General features: G+C 45.0%; 21 protein-coding genes. 11 read left to right on the top strand and 10 right to left on the bottom strand.

Going from position 1 to position 22,954, the window contains the following annotated elements:
• A partial coding sequence (locus QUB16_RS23890) for a GAF domain-containing sensor histidine kinase (RefSeq protein ID WP_333319977.1) occupies positions 1-1,350 on the top strand: 1,350 nt, incomplete at its 5' end.
• Positions 1,351-1,520: 170 nt separating this feature from the next.
• The gene (locus QUB16_RS23885) at positions 1,521-3,062 is read left to right on the top strand and encodes an ATP-binding protein (RefSeq protein WP_333319975.1); all 1,542 of its coding nucleotides are present in this window, start codon (positions 1,521-1,523) and stop codon (positions 3,060-3,062) included.
• Positions 3,063-3,817: 755 nt separating this feature from the next.
• On the opposite strand, the gene QUB16_RS23880 is transcribed toward QUB16_RS23885, so the two are convergent.
• Both QUB16_RS23880 and QUB16_RS23875 read right to left on the bottom strand, forming a co-directional pair.
• Entirely contained in the window at positions 3,818-4,510 is a 693-nt protein-coding gene (locus tag QUB16_RS23880; protein ID WP_333319973.1) for a hypothetical protein, read from the bottom strand.
• A 28-nt stretch (positions 4,511-4,538) separates the two neighbouring features.
• A complete protein-coding gene (locus QUB16_RS23875; RefSeq protein WP_333319971.1) occupies positions 4,539-5,924 on the bottom strand; it encodes an ATP-binding protein in 1,386 nt (461 codons plus the stop codon).
• A 124-nt stretch (positions 5,925-6,048) separates the two neighbouring features.
• Here QUB16_RS23875 and QUB16_RS23870 point away from each other — a divergent pair, with 124 nt between their 5' ends.
• Both QUB16_RS23870 and QUB16_RS23865 read left to right on the top strand, forming a co-directional pair.
• The gene (locus QUB16_RS23870) at positions 6,049-6,216 is read left to right on the top strand and encodes a hypothetical protein (protein WP_333319970.1); all 168 of its coding nucleotides are present in this window, start codon (positions 6,049-6,051) and stop codon (positions 6,214-6,216) included.
• 106 nt (positions 6,217-6,322) lie between these two features.
• Positions 6,323-6,646, top strand: coding sequence for a DUF3155 domain-containing protein (locus QUB16_RS23865; protein WP_006635576.1), 324 nt, complete (start codon positions 6,323-6,325; stop codon positions 6,644-6,646).
• 363 nt (positions 6,647-7,009) lie between these two features.
• On the opposite strand, the gene QUB16_RS23860 is transcribed toward QUB16_RS23865, so the two are convergent.
• Together QUB16_RS23860 and QUB16_RS23855 are read right to left on the bottom strand one after the other, a co-directional pair.
• The gene (locus QUB16_RS23860; RefSeq protein WP_333319968.1) at positions 7,010-7,543 is read right to left on the bottom strand and encodes a cofactor assembly of complex C subunit B; all 534 of its coding nucleotides are present in this window, start codon (positions 7,541-7,543) and stop codon (positions 7,010-7,012) included.
• A 320-nt stretch (positions 7,544-7,863) separates the two neighbouring features.
• Positions 7,864-8,256, bottom strand: coding sequence for a PadR family transcriptional regulator (locus QUB16_RS23855; protein ID WP_333139606.1), 393 nt, complete (start codon positions 8,254-8,256; stop codon positions 7,864-7,866).
• 230 nt (positions 8,257-8,486) lie between these two features.
• Here QUB16_RS23855 and QUB16_RS23850 point away from each other — a divergent pair, with 230 nt between their 5' ends.
• The gene (locus QUB16_RS23850; protein ID WP_333319966.1) at positions 8,487-8,621 is read left to right on the top strand and encodes a hypothetical protein; all 135 of its coding nucleotides are present in this window, start codon (positions 8,487-8,489) and stop codon (positions 8,619-8,621) included.
• Here QUB16_RS23850 and QUB16_RS23845 read toward each other — a convergent pair.
• The gene (locus QUB16_RS23845; RefSeq protein WP_190657763.1) at positions 8,601-8,804 is read right to left on the bottom strand and encodes a DUF751 family protein; all 204 of its coding nucleotides are present in this window, start codon (positions 8,802-8,804) and stop codon (positions 8,601-8,603) included. The two genes, QUB16_RS23850 and QUB16_RS23845, sit on opposite strands and share 21 nt — an antisense overlap.
• 17 nt (positions 8,805-8,821) lie before the next feature.
• On the opposite strand from QUB16_RS23845, the gene QUB16_RS23840 reads away from it, so the two are divergent.
• Together QUB16_RS23840 and QUB16_RS23835 are read left to right on the top strand one after the other, a co-directional pair.
• Positions 8,822-8,992, top strand: a complete 171-nt coding sequence (locus tag QUB16_RS23840; RefSeq protein ID WP_333104817.1) for a hypothetical protein — start codon at positions 8,822-8,824, stop codon at positions 8,990-8,992.
• An 88-nt stretch (positions 8,993-9,080) separates the two neighbouring features.
• The gene (locus QUB16_RS23835) at positions 9,081-9,956 is read left to right on the top strand and encodes a DNA adenine methylase (protein WP_333319965.1); all 876 of its coding nucleotides are present in this window, start codon (positions 9,081-9,083) and stop codon (positions 9,954-9,956) included.
• A 353-nt stretch (positions 9,957-10,309) separates the two neighbouring features.
• Here the strand turns inward: QUB16_RS23835 and QUB16_RS23830 are convergent, their stop codons facing one another.
• Together QUB16_RS23830 and QUB16_RS23825 are read right to left on the bottom strand one after the other, a co-directional pair.
• Entirely contained in the window at positions 10,310-10,792 is a 483-nt protein-coding gene (locus QUB16_RS23830; protein ID WP_333139600.1) for a PD-(D/E)XK nuclease superfamily protein, read from the bottom strand.
• Positions 10,793-10,819: 27 nt separating this feature from the next.
• Positions 10,820-11,755: a metallophosphoesterase gene (locus tag QUB16_RS23825; protein ID WP_333319963.1), complete on the bottom strand. Its 936-nt coding sequence runs from the start codon at positions 11,753-11,755 to the stop codon at positions 10,820-10,822.
• A gap of 103 nt (positions 11,756-11,858) precedes the next feature.
• Here QUB16_RS23825 and QUB16_RS23820 point away from each other — a divergent pair, with 103 nt between their 5' ends.
• The 3 genes from QUB16_RS23820 to QUB16_RS23810 all read left to right on the top strand — a co-directional run bounded on the left by QUB16_RS23820 (position 11,859) and on the right by QUB16_RS23810 (position 14,171).
• The gene (locus QUB16_RS23820; RefSeq protein ID WP_333319961.1) at positions 11,859-12,890 is read left to right on the top strand and encodes a hypothetical protein; all 1,032 of its coding nucleotides are present in this window, start codon (positions 11,859-11,861) and stop codon (positions 12,888-12,890) included.
• A 307-nt stretch (positions 12,891-13,197) separates the two neighbouring features.
• Positions 13,198-13,458, top strand: coding sequence for a hypothetical protein (locus QUB16_RS23815; protein WP_333058436.1), 261 nt, complete (start codon positions 13,198-13,200; stop codon positions 13,456-13,458).
• Positions 13,459-13,919: 461 nt separating this feature from the next.
• The gene (locus QUB16_RS23810) at positions 13,920-14,171 is read left to right on the top strand and encodes a hypothetical protein (protein ID WP_333319959.1); all 252 of its coding nucleotides are present in this window, start codon (positions 13,920-13,922) and stop codon (positions 14,169-14,171) included.
• 48 nt (positions 14,172-14,219) lie between these two features.
• Here the strand turns inward: QUB16_RS23810 and QUB16_RS23805 are convergent, their stop codons facing one another.
• Entirely contained in the window at positions 14,220-14,342 is a 123-nt protein-coding gene (locus QUB16_RS23805; protein ID WP_263053614.1) for a hypothetical protein, read from the bottom strand.
• A gap of 64 nt (positions 14,343-14,406) precedes the next feature.
• On the opposite strand from QUB16_RS23805, the gene QUB16_RS23800 reads away from it, so the two are divergent.
• Complete coding sequence (locus QUB16_RS23800; protein WP_333319957.1) at positions 14,407-19,509, top strand: DNA/RNA non-specific endonuclease; 5,103 nt, start codon at positions 14,407-14,409, stop codon at positions 19,507-19,509.
• 48 nt (positions 19,510-19,557) lie between these two features.
• Here the strand turns inward: QUB16_RS23800 and QUB16_RS23795 are convergent, their stop codons facing one another.
• Together QUB16_RS23795 and mrdA are read right to left on the bottom strand one after the other, a co-directional pair.
• Positions 19,558-20,634, bottom strand: coding sequence for a pentapeptide repeat-containing protein (locus QUB16_RS23795; RefSeq protein ID WP_333319955.1), 1,077 nt, complete (start codon positions 20,632-20,634; stop codon positions 19,558-19,560).
• Between the two features lie 381 nt (positions 20,635-21,015).
• Entirely contained in the window at positions 21,016-22,830 is a 1,815-nt protein-coding gene (gene mrdA / locus QUB16_RS23790; RefSeq protein WP_333319954.1) for a penicillin-binding protein 2, read from the bottom strand.
• Between the last annotated feature and the right edge of the window lie 124 nt (positions 22,831-22,954).

The raw sequence follows: 22,954 nt of genomic DNA, 5'->3' as shown, positions 1-22,954 counted from the left end.
TCTCAAGCGATTTCGGGTGAAATTGTTTTGAGTAGGTTGCTGGAAAGATTGATGAAAATTGCGATCGAGAATGCGGGAGCGCAAAAAGGTTTTTTGATTTTAGAAAAAGCGGGAAACTGGGCGCTTGAGGCGGAAGGTTCGGTGCAGGAGGATGAAGTTAGCGTGCTGCAATCGCTTCCTCTCAATCCGATAGCAGCTTCGGGGGGAACTCCTTTGCTGGCTTGTGCGATCGCCAATTATGTGATTCGCACCCAGGAAAATGTGGTGTTAAATAATGCGGCTCAAGAGGGACAATTTACCCGCGATCCTTATATTGCAGCCACTCAACCGAAGTCTATTCTTTGCACTCCTCTGCTGCACCAAGGTAAGCTGACAGGCATTCTTTATTTGGAAAATAACCTGACTGAAGGGGCTTTTACTACCGATCGCCTAGAATTGTTAAAACTGTTATCTGCCCAAATTGCTATTTCCATTGAGAATGCTCAACTTTACAAAAATTTACAGGAGTTTAATCAAAACTTAGAGCAATTAGTGAGCGATCGGACTCAACAATTATCGAACACCCTAGAGGCTTTAAAAGCCACCCAAACTCAGCTAGTCGAATCTGAAAAAATGGCATCTCTGGGAGGATTAGTTGCTGGTGTTGCCCATGAAATTAATACACCCATCGGAGTGGGTGTCACTGTTGCTTCAGCTTTGGCAGAAAATACCACAGAATTTGCATCTCTTTATAAAAGTGGCAAAATGAAGCGATCGGATTTAGAAGAATTTGTCGATATTGCTAGTCAAAGCAGTAAGGCCCTGCTAATTAACCTAGAGCGCGCGGCAGCCTTGATTCAAAGCTTTAAGCAAGTAGCAGTCGATCGCTCTAGCGAAGAACGGCGTACTTTCCAGATCCGACCTTATCTTGATGAAATTTTATTACAATTAAAACCAAAGTTGAAAAATAGCCCACATTCGCTTAAAATTAAGGGAGATAGCAAAATTGCTATAGATTCTTATCCAGGAGCCTTGTCCCAAGTTGTGACCAACTTGCTAATCAATTCTCTGATTCATGCCTACGAACCAGGGATTTCTGGGGAACTAATCTTTGATTGGGAGCAAGAAGGTAATCGGCTAAGGTTTGAATACGCCGATGAAGGTAAAGGTATTCCCCCAGAAAACTTAAGTAAAATTTTTGAGCCATTCTTTACCACTAAGCGTGGTCAAGGTGGCAGTGGGTTAGGGTTACATATTGTCTACAATTTAGTCACCCAAAAACTAAAAGGTGAAATTGAATGTCTAAGTGAGGTGGGAAGAGGAACCAAGTTTATTATTAAATTACCGATGCAAATTGATTCCCCAATGTAGAGTTACAATTCCGATTTCCTGGCCAAGATAACTAAGTAAGTCCACCTCATTAAAAGTAAAATAAGGATGACTGAAAAGGTTGCTGTCTAACTCTTCTCCCTTCTGCCTTTTGCTTAACAGGTTTTCTAACTTCAAACCGACACATTAGTAAAAAATAAAGGTGTACAGCAATGAAAAGTGATTTTGACGATTTCTTAACTCCACCATCTCCAGAAACAGTATACTTTGCCGAAGTAATCGACTCGGATGACGAGATATTGTTTGCCGATGAAACCACCGAAGAAAAACTGAGTGAAAGCTGGAAAATTTTAGTTGTAGATGATGAGGCTCAAGTTCACACCGCTACCGAAATTTCACTAAGGAAGTTTGTCTTTGAAAATAAATCTTTAACCTTCATTAATGCTTACTCCGCTCGTGAAGCTAAACAGCTAATCCAAGAAAACCCTGATGTTGCCATCATCTTACTTGATGTAATTATGGAAACAGATGATGCTGGCTTAAACTTTGTTAAATATGTCCGAGAAGTTTTAGGCAATCATTTAGTGCGAATTATTTTACGCACGGGTCAACCCGGACAAGTACCTGAAAAAAGCATTATTATCAATTACGATATTAATGACTATAAAACTAAAACTGAATTAACGACATCAAAGCTATACACTACGATTCTAACAGCTTTGAGAAGTTTTTCTCTGAGTCAGAGTTTGCAGGCTGAAATAGAGCGACGCGAACAAGTAGAGAAAGCACTCCGTCTCAGTGAAGAAAAAGAGCACCAAAAATCTGTTGCCTTAGATCATTTTGTCCAAGAACTCCAAGAAACACAACTCCAGCTAGTTCAAAGTGAAAAAATGTCTAGTCTCGGTCAATTAGTTGCAGGTGTCGCTCATGAAATCAACAATCCGGTTAACTTTATTTACGGCAATCTGTCCCACGCCAACGACTATATTAAAGAACTCATTAATATGGTGAATCTTTACCAAAGGTATTACCCGCAACCCGAAGCAGAAATTATCCATGAAATAGAAGATGGAGAGTTGCCATTTATCATAGATGATTTACCAAAATTGCTTTCTTCCATGCAGTTAGGGATCGAACGTATTCGCAATATTGTTCACTCTCTACGCAATTTTTCTCGGTTGGATGAAACTGAAATTAAATCAGTAGATATCCACGAAGGCATTAATAGCACTTTGATGATCTTACAGCACCGACTAAAGGCTAAGTCCGATCGCCCTGCTATTAATGTGATCAAAGACTATGGTGCATTGCCGCTGGTGAACTGTTATGCCGGTCAGCTCAATCAGGTGTTTATGAACCTTTTAGCGAATGCTATAGATGCTTTAGAAGAGCGGCTAAGTAGAGAAAGAGGAGATGGTGCAGTTTTTCACCCCCACATTTTGATTCGGACTGAAGTTGTACCAGGCAATTCGCATGACAACATTAGCTCGGATTCCCGCATCCTGATAACAATTGCTGATAATGGTTTGGGCATGACAGAAACAGTTCGTGCTAAACTTTTCACTCCCTTTTTTACTACTAAACCCATAGGAAAAGGTACAGGCATGGGATTGTCAATCAGCCGAAAAATTCTAATAGAAAAGCACTGTGGTCAATTGGAGTGTATTTCTCAGCCACAGCAGGGCACGCAGTTTATTATTGAGCTGCCGACTATCTGTAGATGCACTAAGAGCGCCGCCGTAGCGACTGCCTAGAAAACTCATCCGGCTGAATTGATCGTATACCGTTTTTCAGTTCCATGAGAATAGGGTAATTCCTAATTGGTAATTGCTCATTAATCGGAATTATGACAGAATTTTTCCCCGCAGCAAGTCCCCCCCCTTCTGGGGTCGGGATAGGCGCTGCCGCTTTAGCCACATTCTTCTAACTTAGAGCAGATTACAGGTTTATGAAGTAACCCCGTGATGGCTCCATCCCCGTAGGGGAATGCCATTGCCGCGCCTAAAGCTGCACTTCATAAAGCTGGGATACGCTGTAATTGTATTGGTTTTCAATATATTTTTTAACAATCTGTTCGCAGACGTTACCAACTGTGTCGTAAAAATACAGCATATTCCATATACAGCGTATTCCAGGTTTATGAAGTGCACCGCGCAAAACCTGGTTTCTTTAGAATTCTCGCATCATTACTGATTCTGTTGCTCGAAACCCGGTTGCTCGCGATCTACATCTACATGGAATATGCTGTATATATAGGACAAGAGTTGAGCGCGAAAATACAAGATTAATACATCCTGATAGCTCGTTTGAAACGAAAAACTTTTTGTTATTCTAAATCCGAAAACAAGTTTAGCAGACATTATCTTCGATTATTAATTTACTCTCTCAAATTTGCTAATCTTCCAATGCCCCTATCAAAATCCAATAAATTATTTGGCTTTTATGCGATCGCAGGCGTTGCTTAGTGATACCCTAATTGAGCAACGACTTTTTTTGTAATATCCTCTGCTCAATGTTCTTCCCTCTGCTGCAAATGTCGCCAAACTTCCTGATGACATACGTGCCAAAAATACCGTGCTAAATTCAGAAGAGCTAATAATTTAGTGCCATCTTCTAACATCGCGTGTACTCCTTGACTTTGAGACTCAAAAATATCCTCAAAGCGCGAGATAGCAAACAAGAGGAATGCTGCGACTAATGGCAGGTAAGGAGTGGTTTTGATGTATCGCCAAAACTTAACTCCGTAAAGGAAAACAGCACTACCATAACAGAAATAAATTAATTTGATTGATATTCCCAACCGAGAAAGAATCAAAGTCATCCGAAACCTGTCATCTAGGAAAAAGACTCCAAGTAGTAAAGCACTAAAAAAGAAGAATATCCCCGATCGACTCCGCGGCTCTTTTTGGCGCAACACTCCGAAAGTAAATGCACAAATTGCGACTGGGATGCACCAGAGGACTTCGGAAACTCCGGTGAGAATACCTTCGTAAGGGAACCAGAAATTAAAAGGATCGCTAAACAGGCGTTCAACTCCGTCTCCCTGGTTGTAGAGTTTGGCGTATACGCTCAGCGCGCCGAAAATCACAACAGTCAGAATGTTAAAAGCAGCTAAAAACCGTACACGAAAAAAGTTTTTTTTGACAACTTCTAAAGATTTTGAAAACTTGGGAATTTTATCGAATAAAGGTAGATGCTTCATAAAAAATGTCTCCCAGCAATAGAGTTCGTTACTTATTGACCGGCAGCCAAACCACAAATGTAGTGCCGCGATCGGTTGGATATAAATGAGTTTCCGCCGATGGCAGCCATTCAGGATTGACTGGGGAAAATACTTCTATTTCTCCTTGCATTTGGCGGACTAAATCGCGGGCGATCGCCAAACCCAATCCTGTACCGGGAATTTCTGTCTGCGCTTTTTCTCCCCGGTAGTGCCGCTCAAATAAATGCTCTAAATCCTGGGGAGGAATGCCGGAACCTGTGTCGCTGACGGCAACTGCTATGGCTGGCAATTGGCTGTATCCTGCCCGATCGCCATCCGCTGCTTTGTACCTGACTTTAATATAAATTTGGCGGCCGGCAGGGGTATATTTCAAAGCATTGTCAATTAAATTGCTCAAAACTTCGCGCAAAGCTCGATCGTTCGCTGAGACTGGTGGCAAATTCGCCTCCATGTCGGCTACCAATTTCAGATTCCTTTCAGATGCGATCGCCTCGGCGGAAGTTAACAGCGGTTTTAAGACTTCTGTAACAAAACAGGATTCCTGGACATTGGCCGCAGGTGACAGCGACAGAGGAGAATGCCGGATTGATTCGACATTGGACATTGCTTTTTCTGAAGTGCCCGATCGCAGTTTTAGATGTGCTTCGCCGGTGTCAACAGTTCGATCGAACTGGCCCAGCAACTCTTGCAGCCGATCGCTCTCTCGCACAATACTAAAAGCCACATTGCGGTTTTTGTCTTCCGGTACCAGCCGCCGTGCTAACAGCTTGCCAAAAGTTCGCAACGCTGTCAGCGGACTTTTGAACTGATGCAGCAAATTGTGCATCGTGTCGTAAACCTGAGCCTGGATTTGCCGACTCGTACCCAATTCCTGCTGCATCCACTGCGATCGCTGGTCTAAAATGCAGGCTAAGGCTAAGGTGCGAGCAATTTGTTGTATCTGAGCCTCCTCTCGCTCGTTCCAAGGCCTGTCTTGCCGACCGCTGACTAGGAGTCCCATTACAGCTCCCTCGTGTATCAGAGGCGTCACAATTTGCATCCGCTGCTGCCACAAATTCTCCGGGCCTTGGCACTGATGGGAACTGCGCTCCTTACCCGGAAGTCGATCGGGTGCGATCGCCCCTACCGTTGATTCTTCCCCAGGCCCAACAGGCGGCGCCAGCAGTCGCGGTACCGGTTTCACTGTCGAGCTTTCGGAAGATTGCAACCTCAACCCCTGATTTTCTTCCGATTCGGCTGAGGTTTCTGGGTAAACCGCGATCGGCACCAACTTTGCTTCGCTGCCTTCTACGAGCTCTTGTGTCAGGTATACCGCGCTGAATTTCGCTCCCAAACTAACGGCGATGGCTACCTGCGAGCGGCAAAGTTTGACAAATTCTGAACTGGCTGGCATTAACATGAGCGCCACATCATTAAGATATCTAACGGAATTCTAAGTAAATTACAAATGATCGGCCACCGATTACTGATGAGAGACTTCTAGATTTCAGGTTTCTTCCCTTTGATAGAAGACAGCTATGTTGAAGGCATGGGGCTTTCATGAACCCAAATTGCCCCGCATCGCCGTCGGCGCAGCTTCCACCGATCCCCAAGCTTGGCTTTTGGCGGAACTTGCGGCCGACCATACCACAACCGCTACACTTTTGTCGATCGGCACGAATGTTAAGATTATGTCGATATATTAAAAACAGTTGATTTTTAGAGCTAGAACGGATATACTGGCCTCGGATTTGGTAGCTATCATTACAACCTGTCTGCTCATACTGTCTGCTCACAGAGGAGGTAAAGAAATTGGCCAGGAGACGCAAACGCAAGAGTCGCCGCCGACAAGAAGGACGCAGAATTTTAGAGTGTGTGCCTCAATATAGCATCGAGAGCGGCGAAGATAAACCCGTAACAGCGGCTCGCAAGTTCATCCATGCAGAAGGCATTGCTCCCCCAGCTTTGCTGTTAGTCAAGCGTAACGAGCATACCACTGACAGATACTTCTGGGCTGAAAAAGGTTTATTTGGAGCCCAATACGTAGAAGAAAACCATTTCTTGTTTCCCAGCTTAAAGGTGATGTTGGAAGCTACCACAGAAAAAATTCCTGTGGTGTCAGCCAGCCGCGCATAGCTCAAAAGGTTTAGCTCAAAACAGTGACAGCAATGTTTTTCTAACTCTTTTAACAAAAGCGCGAGATTTCTCATTGTCTGGAGAGTGCCAACTGAAATTTATGCGAAAAGTCCTTAGAAATTAGGGTATAAGGAGCCATCGCAACAGGCTCGATCGCACCCCAAGGGCGATCGCCACAATTGGCACTTTCACGATAATGGTTTTTTTTTGACTGTTTTGTCGATCAATTTGTCGATCGAACAAGTGGATCAAAAAAACAGCCACGGGTTTATCAACGAGAGAGCCGCTCTTGAGTTATCGGTTTGTCAGCTAGAAGTCTAACTACGGCATCTAGCATATCAAAAAACGTTCCGCGTCAAACTTTTAATCGATCGGTTTCAAATCTAAAGCTTTTTGCATGGCTGCTAGTTCATCGCGGTGAGCTCTGACAGTAACAAAGCTCTTGGTTGGGCTTCCCGACTCAGCAACTGATTCGAGTTTGAGCGAGACTTGCTCAGAGCGTCCAGCTTTTTTCCAGTAAAATACCCCCGCCAGCGGGGACAGCAGTACCAAAGCTAGGAAAATTTGACCCTGCTGAGGAACTAGCATTCCCAAAACCAGTCCCAAGCACAGAGCGCCGCCTGCACTCAGCAGAGTTAGAAAAATAGCTAGAAACCAACTCGGCCGCACAAAACCCTCAAACGTGACTTTATAGTTGGGGGCATCGACGGCTGCAACTCGGTAAGCTCTCTGGGCAAAATACTGTTGTAGCTCGGTTAACAGTGACTCTTGGGCGCTCTCGGAAGCCAGCTTGACTTGTTCGATTCGATCTTTGACTGAAGCCTTGATGAAGAAAAACAAGCCAACAGCCAGCAGTAGCGTTAGCACAAAGGTAGAAGGAAGAACAGCAGTATCCATCGGTAGAAGTTTGTGTAATTTAAATGATCTACTATTACTTTACAGAACTTTACATACGAAAGCGATCGAGGACTTACGCAGACACTTTGTTATCAAAATTCGCAGAAAGCTTCTTCTGCAAGGCGTTTTGCTCTCCATCACCCAATTCCCCTATCTCCCCATCATCCCTAATTCTCAAGTGACCGTGCGTAAGTCCTGACGTTGTGTAGCTGCTTTAATCGGTGTGCGGCGGGCGATCGAGCAAAGCGAAGGCAATCAGGCAAATCGCTTTGCAAGTAGCGCCAGCATCTCCAGGGTTTAGGCATCCGATTCCAACTCGGCTAACCCGTCTGACCAGTTTCTAAGGCGCGGGAACGACGCTCGGACGCGCCGTTTCCCTGACCAATGTACTCATGCCAGAGACGAGCGAGGTCTTGAGCTTGGTGCCGCCACTCAGGGAGGATTTGATACATCCGGCGGGGGCGGCCGCGTCCTTCTACTTTTTTCCAGTAACCGGTGATTACGGCTTCATCTTCGAGGAATTTCAGAGCGCTGTAGAGAACGGTATCAGAAAGTCGGTAGATGGGGAATTCCCTCTCTAGTTGGCCAATCAGTTCTGTACCGTAGGAATCTCCGCGCAATAACACGGAAAGAATGTAACACACAGCTAATTCCTTGTTTAGATAAACAGGAGGGGGGTCTTGAAAAAATTGATAGATATGTTCAAACTTCATCTGTCTTGTCCGCTGGAAACTCTCGTGATACCGTCAGGTTAACGGGAGAGGAAAGCGGGGCGGGGTGTGCCGCTTCCTAATGATTAAGTGGGACACCGGGGAAACAGAGGTGCAGTATTTCCCCAGTGAATGTTGATAGCCCCAAACGCTTGTCCTGCACTTCGGTAATGTTTGCCTGCGGCTTGGTTGAGCAGCGCGGGCGTAACTAGCGCAATTTTTTTCCTCTTCCAATGTATCGCAGCGACTATTGTCAAGTGTGCGATCGCCTGCAAGAGTTGGCAGTTACTTTGGGAGTTAGTGTTTTAACTGAATTTGCCGTTGATGTTTGCGTTCAAGCGCAGGCTTTAAACCGAACTCAGGCCTAACATAGCCCGCAGTGTAAAAGTTAGAAAGACAAAAGTCGCTACAATCGAACTAATCAGGGCGATCGCAGTTGCCGGTCGATCGAGCAGGGGTTTGAGTCGCTCGAACAGGAAAAAGAAAATTCCCAGGCATATCGTAATGAAAAAGCGGGGGTAGCGAGAGACGTTATTAATAAAATCTTGCATGAGCTTGGTGGGGTAAAGTGTTACAGCACAATCTTTGGCTGGTAACACTTGTGAGCGAGTTAGACAATTTTGGCACAGCCGGAGCTAAATCTGCCGATCGGGCGATCGGGCATTTTTGCCTAGGCTTAGCTGACATATATAATTCTAACGAAAACTTTTCGCCGATCGCTCCGGCACTGTCTGTTTAATGCCACGCGACCTCCGGTAAGAACTTCAGAAGTATTTCTATTGAGTTCTAGTTGTGATAAATATTAGAGGGCCGTTATTTCTAGATAAATGTCTGCTGCCGCACCTTCTTTCGTCTTGCCACGTCCCTTTCTGAAATGGGCAGGAGGCAAAACTCGGTTGATTGGACAATATCAACCTTATTTTCCTGAAAAGTTCACCACTTACTACGAGCCTTTTTTGGGCGGCGGAGCTGTATTTTTTTACTTAGCACAGCAGCACCCTGGTTTGCAAGCTGTTTTAACAGATATTAATCCTGAGTTGATTAATGCTTATCGCTGTGTCAGGGATAAAGTTGAGGAGCTAATTGAGCTTTTGTTCGATCACCAGTCAGAACACAGCAAGAACAATAAAGATTATTATTACTCGGTGCGATCGCGCTCCTACACAACAGATATAGAAAAAGCAGCACGCCTGATTTACCTAAATAAAACTTGTTACAACGGCCTCTACAGAGAAAACTCAAAAGGTGAATTTAATGTTCCCATAGGTCGATACAAAAATCCTAACATTTGTCAAGCAGATTTACTGCGATCGGTCTCATCTTTACTCGCGCCCGCTCAAATTGAAGTCAGAAAATTCGATGAAATTTTGGATTTTGCTACCAGCAGCGAAGACTTTGTTTATTTTGACCCGCCTTATTATCCAATCAGTGCCACCAGTAACTTCACCACTTACAGCCGGGATAATTTCAAAGAATCGGAACAGCTTAAACTGAGAGATATTTTTGCCCAACTTGCAGAACGGGGCGTGAAAGTTATGCTGTCTAATTCCAACTGCGATTTTATCGAAAAAATCTACCGCGACACTCAAATTTTCCCAAATAAATCTCTGCCAAAGCTCATTGAAATCTCAGCATCTAGAGGAATTAATTCTAATAGTTTTAAGCGCGGTAAAATCAAAGAATTATTAATACGTTCATTTTAAATATTACTTAAGCCAAGTCTCTAATTAAGGAATGAGAATTAAATAACTGACAATGCGTGATGGTTCTTGTGGGATGGGCGTCCCGCCCGTCCAGAAAGGGCGGGCTCTCTGGCCAACCCCTACGGCAGCATCTCAGTTTTGCATTTACAGTGCGAGCGTCCCCGCTCGCGTATTGTACAATACGCGAGCGGGGACGCTCGCACTAGAATAAAAAAATGCTTTTTACAAAACTGAGATGCTCCCAACCCCTACTCCCCACAAACTTGTGTAAATTATTTAATTCGCGATCCTAAGCATATTTTGTAGGAGCAATACCTAGTTTCGCCCGACGCGGCAAAGTTCCGTAAGTCCTGTTACAGGTATTTGTTAGCCCAGGTAATGAAACCTTCGAGCTTGTGAACTGCCAACAGATTTTGATTGTCAGGAATTTGTTTTTTAAACCAGTCGATCGAACCTTGCCTCATACCGTCACCGCCCACTATAACAATAGTTGGCACCCGATAACAATTTTTAATATTTAAATTGAGGTAAGGATACTTCTCGTCTACTGAACCTTTGTCTTCTTGCCACTTGCACTCAACAATTAGACCCAGAGGAAACAAACCGCAACCAACAATATAAAAATCGACATTTATTTCAGTTTCATAAATGCTAGACCCGATATAAACCTGTTTAGCATATCGCTTGGGATTTTCAGTAGAGATTAAGAGCCAATCTCGCTTGCGCTTTTTCGGCAACTGGGGACATATTTCGAGATATCCGTGGCCTCTCAACGTACCTTCTACAGTTGTTTCTAAAACAAAACCAGTTTTATTGGCTCTAAAACCCCTATTCATTTGGTTTGCTCCTGAATATAATTTGAATTAAGCCGATCGCACTTGAATCACCCCTCTGTCAAAAACCCGTTTGTCAGTACCGATAGAACTGACAAACATCCGGTCTTCATAGACATCAAACGTCGCAAAACTCAGGCGGCTAGCAGAATACTCCGTCCACTCAGAACGCCCCACCGGACGAGTGCCCCCGCCGGCACCGCAAATTAAATAAGTCGTACCGTTAATCGATCGAGTGCGTTCGTAACTATGCTCGTGTCCGTTGATATAAAGCTGCACGCCGTACTTTTGAAACAAAGGCGTTAAAGTCTTAATAAAAGGTTGATTCAATCCGTAGACGCCAGAGGAATAAATCTGGTGGTGGCCGAACACAACTTTCCAAGGTGCGGTGCTCTGACTCAACTCTTTTTCCAGCCACACAAGCTGATTGTTCCAGTCAGCATTGTGATTGGTATCTAAAGCAAAAAACTGTACTGGATCTCGCCGAAAAGTATAGTAGCGACCTTGCATATTAAAACCCGCATATTTAACTTGCGGATCGCCGTTAGCAGTGCGGATGTCGTGATTTCCCAGACAAGCATAAAATTTTACACCTTGCTGCAATAACGGCTGATAAGGCCGCTCGAAAACAGCATTAATTTTTTCAATTTCGCCGTTATTGTAGATATTGTCGCCGGCAAGAACAGCAACATTAAAAGGGTTTTTCCGGTGATATTGCGCCATCGCCTCAGCGACAGCATACTGACCTTCTGCGCCGGTACCGGTGTCGGCTACCGAAATAAAGCGTAAAATAGGCGGTGAGGCCGGCAAAGGGACGATCGCCCTTTCTGTCTCAACGTTAGAAGGCACAGCAGCGTTGGCCTCTGTACCCCAGGAAGTCCGAAGCTGAAACATTTTCCAGACTCCGGCAAAACCTAAGCTGCTGAGACTGGCTAAAATTAGAAAGTGACGGCGTTTGATGCTCATTTTGATTCAGTTACAACTAATGAAATGATAAATTAAGGTTGAGATGGCTCAACTAAAAATTTATCGCTTTTAGATATATTTGCAACGCCCCAAGGCAGAGAAAATGTCAGAAGAACAACTAAACCAGTCAACTCCCGAACCCTCTCAATCTCCGACACCGGCGGTTGATTCGGCCGCAAAGTCTGCCCCCACTGGCAGCAAAACTCAAAATGCCAGCAGCGCGGTTCCCAAAAGTCAGACAATCAAAGCTTTGATGGCATCGATTGGGAACTTGGGAAAAAAAGGCAAAAAAGTACCAGCCGAACCCCCCTTGCAGCAAGTAAAGCCGATCGCGCCCACCGCTTCTGACTCAGCAACAGTAAGTCCTCCCGCTGTTGCTGCGGAAGTTAACAGCGTGGCACCAAAAGTTGCTGTAAAAGTTGATAAAAAGCCTGTATCCCAACGCAGGGAAGGGAGCTTTTTACAGAACGTCGGTATACTTTGGCAAAGTATTGTGCGGCTAGTGCGATCGCTACTGCCACCATCTACGAACCAGAAGCTGTCCGATCCAATTTTAAACGCCGCCATAGCAGCAATTCTAATCGTTGCAGTCGGTTTAACTCTCAACAGTTTCTCGCCAAAACCGCCGGAGAAAGTAGCAAAAGTGCCTCTCCCAGCAGCGCAGCAGTCGCCGCAAACTTTTGGTGATTTTATGGCATCGGGAACTCCGAAATCGCCAGAGGCGATCGTACCGTCTGGGCAAATCTCTGCTAAATTCAAAAGCAAGTTGCCCGATTTAGTGGCGCCGGAAAAACCGCAACCAGTAGAAATTATCCCACCGCCACCGCTGACGCCCGAACAGTCTCTGATTGCTGCGATTCAAAATCAAGTTACTGACATTAAGAATCGACTGGGAGGCGGCTTAGTTGAGTCTGTTCAAGCTAATTTTGCCAGCAGCATTTTGACAGTAAAAGTCGCGGAAGATTGGTACAAACTCAGCGCAGTTGAGCAAAATCAACTAGCAACGAAGATGTGGAAGGAGGCTAACTCACTCGATTTCAGCAAGTTAGAAATTGCGAATAGGGAAGGCAATTTAATAGCTAGAAGTCCGGTTGTTGGTTCGGAAATGATTATTTTAGACAGAGGGATTAATTAGAATTTAAATAGTCTGTATTTGTAGACTCTCAAACAGATGTTATATCGTTTCCGGCTGCATCGGAATCATACCGAGGACACGGCTTTTGGAGTGGCCATACCCCATTAATTGTAGGGACACGGCAGTGCCGTGTCCTCCGTTTATACAGCATATTTCATGTATATGTGATACACACAATATTACGATATCCCGTGTAAGGTGCGTCGCCATCTATAATCTGCAAGTTTTATCCAAGATATTGCAGCGACGCACCCTACCAAACTTATTTACCGGACATTAAATTAATAACTTTGAGGAAAATTGAAAAATGACAATTTTAACTCAAGTCGAACAACTAGAAATTGAATATCCCAGCAGCGACGGAGAGCCGATGGCTGAAAGCGACATCACGCGCGATTACATGACTTACAGCGTAGAAGCTGTCAAACTTTACTTTCAAGAACGTTCTGATGTTTACGTGTCAGCCAATTCTTTCATATATTATGAACAAGGGAACAACAGGGAGCATTTCATTTTTGCAAAAAGCATTTTTTTTACAGTGCGAACTATTGAATATCTCGCACTATAAAAGCCAAACAGAGATGCTCCCGTTCTTCCGTAATTTCCCGTCAGTAAATTTAAGTAGGCTTGAAATGCGAGCCTACAACAATCTAAGTATTTTGGCTGACTAACGTACATTACTTTGATAAATAATCTGTAAAATTTTAACAATTCAATCACAATTTATCAGTCAAACAAACTAACTAGCGCAGCAACCTTCACATATGCTCTGCTATTAAGTTGTTGCGGACACTGCCAGTTTTCCAGTACCCGACGGAAAATATCAGTAATTTCCGTGATTGACTTGCTGCCGAAAATACGGGAACATTATTCTTAATAAAAGCTTGGCAGCTCAATAAAAATCACGCACTAAAAACTTGATTAAGTCCGAATCCACACATTCTTCTTGAATGAAGGGTGAAGCGCATCAATTAGTTAGTTTGAAACTATCACAAGCAAACAGCTCCCTCGCATCTACGGAAATTAAACATGAAACCTTTTAAAGATTCACCTTTTAACTCTCAAGATCCGTTTCAGAATTTCCTCGCCCCAGAATTCGAGATTGATACCAAAAACTTACTCAATAGTCAAGCTTACGCCAGCAACATCTCAGAACAAACACTCGCTCCACTTCGGGCCGCTGACAACAATAGCGCTGAAGACATCGCCAGCTTTTCCAACTCCCTCAGTTTGAGTCAGAGCTTCCCCAACACAGATTTTACCCCCCCCCGAAAAAAATAGCGCACTGGATGCTCTGACTGGGGAAATTATAGGTGAAAGGGATCTCGACTACTCAGACAAAGATGCTTTAATCGGCGAAAGACGCGCATCCCAACTCGCACCAACAGCTTCTAATCCCAAAGCACCTCCCATCATCCAAAGTGCCGAACTTAAGTTTACAGACAGCAACAATCAATCTTTTCCCAACAATCAACCCGTTCTCTTCATCACGGGTACTAATGTATTAGTAGATAACTTGAGCGACCCGTTAGGCAGCCGATTCAGCGACTTAACCGTTAAATTTTTCGTAGGCAGACAAGCTTACGAAGGAACAGTTTTGACAGACAAAAGTCGCAAATTGGCAAACAATCAATTTGAAATCGCCGTTCAAGTTCCCAACACCGTACCGTTAGGTGAATCCCGCATCGTCATCAGCCGCAAGCAAAACGAAAAAGTTAGCCCAAATCCCTCAGAACCAGCCAAAGAAGTTAAATACGATAGCAGTCCTTACCGAATAGAAAACAATACAGAATACATCTTTGCCGCGCAGTGGACAACAGATAAAATCGCAATTATTAACGGTGCAAATCCCGCATCAGTCGTCACAGCTACTAATAGCAGCGACTTGTCGATTGCCAGCGTTTCTGTAGGGACGGATGATATACTCGATCGACCGCGAGAACTAACACTCACCAGTGACGGCAGCCGTGCTTATGTAGCGATGGATCGTTCTGGGCGCATTGCTTTAGTCGATCCGATGACCAGGCAACAGGTAGACACTCAGCCGAATACCGCTGGTATTAACCCGATAAATTTGCCCAGCGGTGCAGAACCTCGATCCATAGTTATAGACCCCCGCGACCAATACGCTTACATCGCAGACGGAAAAATCGGCAGCAACTCCATCTACGTTCTCGATATCAACCCGTTTTCCTCAACCTATCACCAAGTCACCCAAACCATCCCAGTCGGTACAGCCCCGAACGGTTTGCGACAAATAGCCATTAGCAGCGACAGCAAAAAGCTGTTTGTTACTGCACCAAACGGCTCGAACAGCAAAATTTACGCTGTTAACATCGACCCCAAAGACCGACCCAGCGACCCCAGTCAGAACCCCAAAAAGTGGAATCAATTAATCGGAAGTATCACCGCCGATGAAGGAGTAGAAGGAATAGCAAGCACCGTCAATCCCTTAGCCATGACCTTTACGAACAGCGGCAAAGATAGCAACGGATTTGGGGTATTGGACATTACTAATAATGACCCGGTGAGTTTTGCTGCTACCACCCGATATGCAAGTTTAGGGCTGGGTTCTGCTAACGATTATTTTGATGTAAATGAGGGAGTCGCGGTAACGGTACTGCCGGATGCCAGTTATGCCTTTGTTGTGGGTCGCAATGCGGACACGAAATTTTTCGGTCAAGAACTACCCAGCGTAGATGGAGACCCGCGAGCCGGCAGCAACATCGGCATTATTAAAGACCCGCTAACAAATCCGCAATTAATGGCGGGAACTAGACCAATTCCAGATGGATTCGCTACCGACTTAGCGCTTTCAAGTGATAGCAAATTCCTTTACGCTTCCTATCCGAATTTAAGCGGTGCTGGCGGCAAAGTTTATGTTTTTGATGTGGAGGAATTTGTCAAAACAGTGACAAACCCCGCTCAATTTCAAATTGATGCTAAAGGTCGGGGTGTCGGGCTGCCTTTGTTCGACAGCACTACAGCACGAAATGCTACGGTTGCTGACCTTTCCACAGTACCCATCGATAATATTAACCCAGCGGTTAGTGTTGCTGCTGACTTCCAGATTCTGACTGATGCGAACAACCAGTATACTTACGGCGTGCCGCCTGGTAGCAAGCGAGCTCCCGTTGCTGCGACTAACTCTCGCGGTTTGGCGGCGACACCGCTGGATTGGTTGGATTTAGTTGATGCTAATGATACAAAAGACTTGACTCCGACTTTTGAATGGAAGTTTGATGGACTGCCGACAGAAAATATTGAAGAAGTCAATCTCTTCGTCAGCGTGTTTGACGAAGGTGAGGGACTTTTGCCGTGGGATAAAGTAGTTGATTTACCAGACCCTAACGGTAACGAATTTCTTGCCAAGCAAGGATTGAGCAAACCGCAGCAGTTAGATTTACTGACAAAACCTTGGAGTACATCTTCTTACCACGGTCAAGAAAACGATTTCAACCCCAACCGGATTTTAACTGCGACTTGGCAGAAAGATAGCACCAATATCGGCCAGTGGACTTTCGATGGCGGTAAAACATTTACTCAGGGAACCAATACCAGCTTTACACTTCCTCCCAGTCTCAAACTGACTGCGGGCCAAAATTATAATTGGGCTGTTGAAGCTTGGAATAAAGAAGGAAAACGCAACGAGGAGTTTGGTAATTTCTGGACGCCGCTACCGCCAGCCCTCAACGGTGACGATACCTTCAGCAGCGTCACCGTGCTGACCCACGGCTTTAAACCTCCATTTTTTAATGAGCCGGGAATTCCTTCAGAGTTTTACCAAATGGGTAATAGCATTGCCAATGCAGGTATCGACGGCGGCGGTTTGATGATGAAGTACGACCTGCCTACAGGTTACTGGGTTCCAGTTAACAAATATGGTGTAGTTTCCCCAGACTTCCAACCAGGTTTGAGTCCGAAAGACGACCCGAACTATCTCACTAAATTGGAAAGTTATATAGCTCCCTACCTGGGGAAACAACAACCGTTAGTCCTGCTAAATAACTGGTCAGAAAATAATGAGTCGGCAGTTCCTGATTCAGGCTTCACAGAAGCGGCAGCAGATGCTTTCTTTACTTCCCTCGTGCAGTTGGATGGAGTGTTGAAGGATGAAACTAGCACGGCTAAACAAGGTGCAGTTTTCAATTCACCGCTGCACTTTGTTGGTTTCAGTCGGGGTACTGTTGTTAACAGCGAAATTATTCAGCGTTTGGGTACTTATTTTCCTGATGCTGGCGGCAAAGAAAATTCCAATACTCGCGACCTTCAGATGACAACTTTAGACCCCCATGACTTCAACCAACCGGGGCTAAATGTGGTGACACAGAATTTCGGTGATTTCCGCGAACCGAAAGTTCAGGTGTGGAAAAATGTTACTTTTGCTGACAATTACTATCAGACAGCACCGAATTTATTGAGCGGTACACTTACGCCGGCAGGTCGCGATATTCCGAATCTACCGTCTACCGAGAAGGGAACGGCCCCAGGACTTAAGTTTCCACGAGAAGGTTGGAGGTCAGAAAATCCCGATCCTAATGGTAAGCTATTAGGAGAACCGGATTTGTCGGTTTTCTTGGGAACTAATAAAAATGACCCAGGTTACAATAACAGCCGTGCTGGGTTTACGACAGATCCTGTGATTAGACCGGGAGATGTACACGGACGTGTTGTGAGTTGGTACGGAGGAACATCCGACTTGCTTCCAACTAACTTTCCGTCCAATGAAAACTTAGAAGTTAATCCTGTATTTCGTCGGCGAGGAGATGGGTATCGGGAACAGTTGTTCGATAAAGACTTTTCATTTGGCGGTACTTTGACAGACCCGGCTCGCGTTAGCCCTTGGTATACGCCGGAAACGAGTTTCCCAAAACACGGTGTTGATGCTGCTCCTTGGGAGGGAATTGGTACGGGCTGGTTTTATTCGGCTATGGGCGGCGGTTACAGTTCGCGCCCTAAAACAAATGTACAGCGTATCCCGCTAGATTTTGACAATACTTATGATGCCAGGATGCGAGGAGACGCGGCGGTTCCTACTTTGTTTAATGGGAATTTTGATGCTGTTTTCGCTCCGAAGGAAGTGACTCGGACGACCCTTTCTAAGGGTCTACCTGGATGGTCGTTCCACAACGGTCAATCCGATCCAAACATTGATTTGGTTCAAAGTTTGGAGGACGTAAAGTCCATCCAAGGGAATAGCGAACCAAACTATGCCTTTAAGTTAGAAAGCAGCGGGGTGAAGGAAATTGTTCACAATCGGTTTGTTGTACCCGATTGGGGCGCTCTTCGATTTGATCTGCACGCACCAAAGATTGCCAATAGCTCTAAGGCCAAATCTAAAGGTACGCTTGATGTTACTATTCGACCATTAGATCCCTCAATTCAAGCGTTTTCTCAAACAATAACTCTTCAAAAAGCTGAAAATCAAACGGATAGTAACGAAGCTCCTGCTAGTTACTTAGCAGATCAATTCAAAGTAGATTACGGGATAAAGGGCTTTGAATCTTTCTATGTTGACGTACCAGAAAGACTGCGCGGTCAGCCAGCAACTCTTGAATTCAAGAGCGAAGCATCTATTCCCGTCTATCTGGATAATATCTTTTTCCGCAGCGAATCGCTGAGGTTTGGCAATCCTAATAATGCTAGAACCGAGCTGAATAGCACCTATCAAACTAACTATTTGATAGAGAAGCCTCAATATACTCTTTCGTACAATGGTGCCAAAAATACACCGAATTGGGTTAGCTGGGTACTTGACAAAGGTTGGGCAGATGGTAATGCCAAAAGAGCAGCAGACGAATTCGCTGAAGATCCTCAATTGCCTGCATCAGATTTCTACAAGGTTCAGCATGGTGATTACGACTTTGAGCCTCAGATTGCGGAAAAATACACTAAGCAGGAATATAATCGGTTTTTGTGGGGAAAGAAAGCTTTCTTCCTTTCAGCTCGCGGTCACTTGACTCCTTCAGCAGATCGCCAAAGAAGCATTAAGGATAACCTAGCTACGTTTTTGACCACAAATATCATTCCTCAAGATAGCAAGCAAAACTCAGGGGTTTGGGCAACTCAAGAAGGAGAACTTCAGAAACGTGCAAAAAAAGGTTATCAGTTCGTCCTCTTTGCAGGAGGTTCCGGTCAGGGTGGCGGAACCGTAACCTATGGGCCTCTACCTGCAGATGAAAATGTGAAGGGAGTTGCCCCGATTCGCAGGAATGATCCTAACCCAAACCAATTTGCCAACTTTCATCCAGGAACAGATACCACAAATCCAACAAATATTCAAGTACCGGATGCACTTTGGAAGGTTGTCTTAGGCTTTTCGCCCCAGAACAAATCTGAGTATCCCGATATCCACTTTGCCTGGTGGATACCTAACAATTCCTACAGCATTAAAAATTTGCTCGACTACACAAATCCCATTAAGACTCCAGATGGTCTTGCACCAAAAACAGAAAATCGAGCGTGGAACGATCAAGCCTTTACCATCACGATAGAAGCATTGGAAGCCCGACTTAACAAAGATTTAACGAAAGACAGTCAGTACGATTTTCTTTCTAATATCCCCAATTCTGCTGCCAAGAAAAGGCTCAAGGAAGTGACGGCCATCCTTCCAGGATAACTCACCTGATGGCTGTAATAGACTTCCCATCAGGGAAGTCTATTTAGCTTAACTATTGTTTCCCACGCTGCCATCGGGCATGAGGGTCTCCTCAAAATGGCAATCTCGGAAGTCGCCCCCGAAAACACGATCGTCTTTCACACCGAAGTCGGCTTCCCGGAAGTCAGTTCTGGTCAACTTGGCTTTTTGAAAATAAACACTGTGTAACCTAGCTCCCTTGAAGGTTGCCTCCGTCAAATTATTGCAGATAAAGCTGAAACTGCCTATTCTTGCCTTATTAAATTTGGCTCTACTGAAATCGGCACACCAAAAACTCCCCTCAGAGAACCTAGCTCCCGTCAAGTCAGCTCCGCTCAAATTGGCAAAATCAAAAACTGATTGGAAGAAACGGGTTTCCCGCAAAATAGCATTGCTCAAATCTGCTCCTTCAAAATTGCTTTGATCGAAATCAACCCTAGTCAAGTCAGCCCCCCGCAAAATCACTCCATTCATGTAGGGTCCGAGCTCTAGGATACTACTATTACGCAAAATAATACCGCTCAAATCCAATCCTTTTAATTGTCCGAGCTCCCAAGACCTGCGTTCCCGGCTGCAATTGGGACTCTCTACTATCAAGCCGCTGAAATTTCTTTCCCCAGCCGCATAACGATTGATGATATCTGTAAACAGAATCCTTTGCATTTGGAAAATAGCGGTATCTATCTGCGCTCCCTGAAAGTTAGCACCTTCAATATTCGCGTCAACCAAGAATGTCATGCTAAAATTTGCCGATGTACAATTAGCATCAATCAACTGAACATCACTCAAATCAGCTCCCCACAAATTAGCGCGAGCCAGATTAGCACCCTCCAAGTCAACCTCTAGTAAGTCAGCATCACTGAGGTCAGCTTCTTCTAAGCAAGCATTACTTAAGTTAGCGCGACTGAGATTAGCAGTGCTCAGGTTAGCTTGAGCTAGATTGGCTCCGCTGAGATTGGTTTCTCTCAAATTAGCACCTCTCAAATCAGCGCCACTGAGAGCGATGCCACTTAAGTTCATGTTTGCTAGATTGGCATCGACTAAGCTGATTCCCGAGAAATCTCTCTCGCCATCGGCATAGCGTCTGAGCAATTCTTCAGCGTCCATAACTATCCTAGTAAACGTCTTTTATGTTTACACTATCCATCATACTTTATTCACGCAGGAGCGATCGCGCCTCTGCTTGTATTAGGCCAATCTTGAAAAGTCTTGCTACAATTATCAATTTTATACAAATTATCTTTCGTTGGCATCCCAAGAGCCGGACACGACAATGCCGTTTCCCCCCTCGTAACTCAACTCTTAAATTCTGGGATGAGTCGGGAACAGGTAGCGCCAATGATGAATTTATCAACCGTGGAAGTGAGACGATTGGTAGGGGAAAACTTTTGATCGATCGCACTTTTCCAAGATATCCAGGATAGTGCGATCGAAGTATGGGACAAACTGAGAACAGTCAACAGCCAACAGTCAACAATTAACTAATGACTAGAAAGGCTTATTAGTAGGCTTAAAGCCCTGCTTTTGAAAATAGGTTCGGAATACCTCTTGAGCAATTGGTGCCGCCGATACAGAACCAAATCCGCCGCCTTCAACTATAACTGCGATCGCAACTTCCGGTTTGTCAGCAGGAGCAAAACCCACATACATAGAATTGTCAGGATGACCGGGCATTTCCACCGTCCCAGTCTTACCAGCACTTAAAGGAATAGTACCATCATTCATGCGTTTGCCAGTACCTTTTTTCACCACGTCAATTAATCCCTGGCGAACAACATTCAAACTTGCAGGCTTAATACCTGTGGGAACTTTTTTGGTAATAGGAGTGTTGGTTTGAGAAGCCAATAAATGCGGCTGAACTCGATAACCGCCATTAGCAACAGTTGACACCATCACAGCCAATTCTAAGGGAGTACAAAGTACCAAACCTTGACCGATCGACATTGTTACTGTATCGCCAACGTACCAATCTTCCCCATACATTTTCTGTTTCTCTGCTGGTATCGGAACTTGACCGTGATTGGCGGATTCCAACCCCAAAAGGTCTAAATTAATAGTACCGCCAATGCCCATCGCTTTAGCCGCTTTTGCCATTTGTTCGGGGCCAGCAGCCATACCTACTTGATAGAAAAACGTATTGCTGCTGTAGGCTAAAGCGTCGCGGAAACCGATAACGCCGTAACCGCCGCTGTGTTCGTTAAAAGAAATTCCGCCGATCGTAATTGAAGAAGAAGTAGCCACAGTAGAGTCAGGAGAAAACTTGCCCGACTCCATCGCCGCTATAGCAGTGACAATTTTAAAAGTGCTACCGACTGGATAACCTTGAACGGCTCGATTTAAAAACGGTTTTTCTGGCCCTTGCAGCCGATCCCATTCTGTTTGAGTCACCTTGCGGGTGAAAATATTGGGGTCAAATGTCGGCCAACTAGCCATTGTTAAAAGAGCTCCGGTTTTTACGTCGATCGCCACAACTGCACCCAGGCGATCGCCCAAAGCTTTTTCCGCAGTTTTCTGCATATCTAAATCTAAAGTTAGCTGCACCGGTTTGCCGGGAATAGGGTCTTTGACACCTAAATCTTGGATTTCTTCGCCCTTAGCATTTACCTCGATTAAACGGTTTCCCCAAACGCCCTCTAAAGTTGAATTGGCTAATTTTTCAACTCCCATTTGACCCACGAGCATCCCCATCGGATATGCAGGATTAGCTTTTAATTGCTCTAAACTAGCTTCGCCGACGTACCCCAACAGGTGAGCTGCTAATTGCTGGTGGGGATTGTCTCGGCTCGATTCTACGCGAATTTCCACTCCCCGCAAAGTATTAGCTTGTTCTCCCAACGCGACGAAAGTACCTACATCGATATCCTTACTAATTCGCACTGGCAGGGCCGATCTGTAGCCAGCGGCATCGATTTTTTTGACAATTTCGGCCGCGGGCAGTTTGACGATCGGGCCCAGTGTAGCGGCGATCTCTTGCCACTCCTTGGCCGATCGCTCTTTTGGCCACACATAGACCGATCGAGATACGCGGCTGGCCGCAAAAATTTTGCCGTTGCGGTCTAAAATTTGACCGCGAGTAGCTGGGACTGAAACAGGGCGAATGCGGTTATTTTCCGCCCGCTGTCGGTTGTAGGCTCCCTGTACCAGTTGCAGTTCGGCTAGACGAAATATTGGTAGCGCCATCAAGGTAGTGACGAGCAGCATAAAAATCATAACTTGGAGCGATCGGCTGCGTTGCCGTGAAGCATTGTCCAAGCCATTTTTGTCGAATCGGACTTTAGAGTTAAAAGAAAAATCGCCAGCCATATTAATTAATCTGCTCTTTTTATTCAACTAACAGGTTGATACGGGCCCCATCCGGATGATTGGGCAGATGATTACAGGGATTATAACTTCTAACTCTTTAGTAACAGACATAAATTCTGTCGAT

The organism is Microcoleus sp. D3_18a_C4 (assembly GCF_036702415.1).
Taxonomy (GTDB): domain Bacteria; phylum Cyanobacteriota; class Cyanobacteriia; order Cyanobacteriales; family Microcoleaceae; genus Microcoleus.
This window is presented reverse-complemented; position numbering and strand designations above follow the sequence as displayed.

Bases quoted from the DNA above. Each gene is read 5' to 3' on its own strand.
- QUB16_RS23880 (WP_333319973.1), bottom strand. From the start codon at position 4,510: ATGAAGCATCTACCTTTATTCGATAAAATTCCCAAGTTTTCAAAATCT.
- QUB16_RS23870 (WP_333319970.1), top strand. From the start codon at position 6,049: ATGTTGAAGGCATGGGGCTTTCATGAACCCAAATTGCCCCGCATCGCC.
- QUB16_RS23845 (WP_190657763.1), bottom strand. From the start codon at position 8,804: ATGCAAGATTTTATTAATAACGTCTCTCGCTACCCCCGCTTTTTCATT.
- QUB16_RS23860 (WP_333319968.1), bottom strand. From the start codon at position 7,543: ATGGATACTGCTGTTCTTCCTTCTACCTTTGTGCTAACGCTACTGCTG.
- QUB16_RS23795 (WP_333319955.1), bottom strand. From the start codon at position 20,634: ATGGACGCTGAAGAATTGCTCAGACGCTATGCCGATGGCGAGAGAGAT.
- QUB16_RS23830 (WP_333139600.1), bottom strand. From the start codon at position 10,792: ATGAATAGGGGTTTTAGAGCCAATAAAACTGGTTTTGTTTTAGAAACA.
- QUB16_RS23825 (WP_333319963.1), bottom strand. From the start codon at position 11,755: ATGAGCATCAAACGCCGTCACTTTCTAATTTTAGCCAGTCTCAGCAGC.
- QUB16_RS23885 (WP_333319975.1), top strand. From the start codon at position 1,521: ATGAAAAGTGATTTTGACGATTTCTTAACTCCACCATCTCCAGAAACA.
- QUB16_RS23850 (WP_333319966.1), top strand. From the start codon at position 8,487: ATGTATCGCAGCGACTATTGTCAAGTGTGCGATCGCCTGCAAGAGTTG.
- QUB16_RS23815 (WP_333058436.1), top strand. From the start codon at position 13,198: ATGACAATTTTAACTCAAGTCGAACAACTAGAAATTGAATATCCCAGC.
- mrdA (WP_333319954.1), bottom strand. From the start codon at position 22,830: ATGGCTGGCGATTTTTCTTTTAACTCTAAAGTCCGATTCGACAAAAAT.
- QUB16_RS23820 (WP_333319961.1), top strand. From the start codon at position 11,859: ATGTCAGAAGAACAACTAAACCAGTCAACTCCCGAACCCTCTCAATCT.
- QUB16_RS23855 (WP_333139606.1), bottom strand. From the start codon at position 8,256: ATGAAGTTTGAACATATCTATCAATTTTTTCAAGACCCCCCTCCTGTT.
- QUB16_RS23810 (WP_333319959.1), top strand. From the start codon at position 13,920: ATGAAACCTTTTAAAGATTCACCTTTTAACTCTCAAGATCCGTTTCAG.
- QUB16_RS23835 (WP_333319965.1), top strand. From the start codon at position 9,081: ATGTCTGCTGCCGCACCTTCTTTCGTCTTGCCACGTCCCTTTCTGAAA.
- QUB16_RS23875 (WP_333319971.1), bottom strand. From the start codon at position 5,924: ATGCCAGCCAGTTCAGAATTTGTCAAACTTTGCCGCTCGCAGGTAGCC.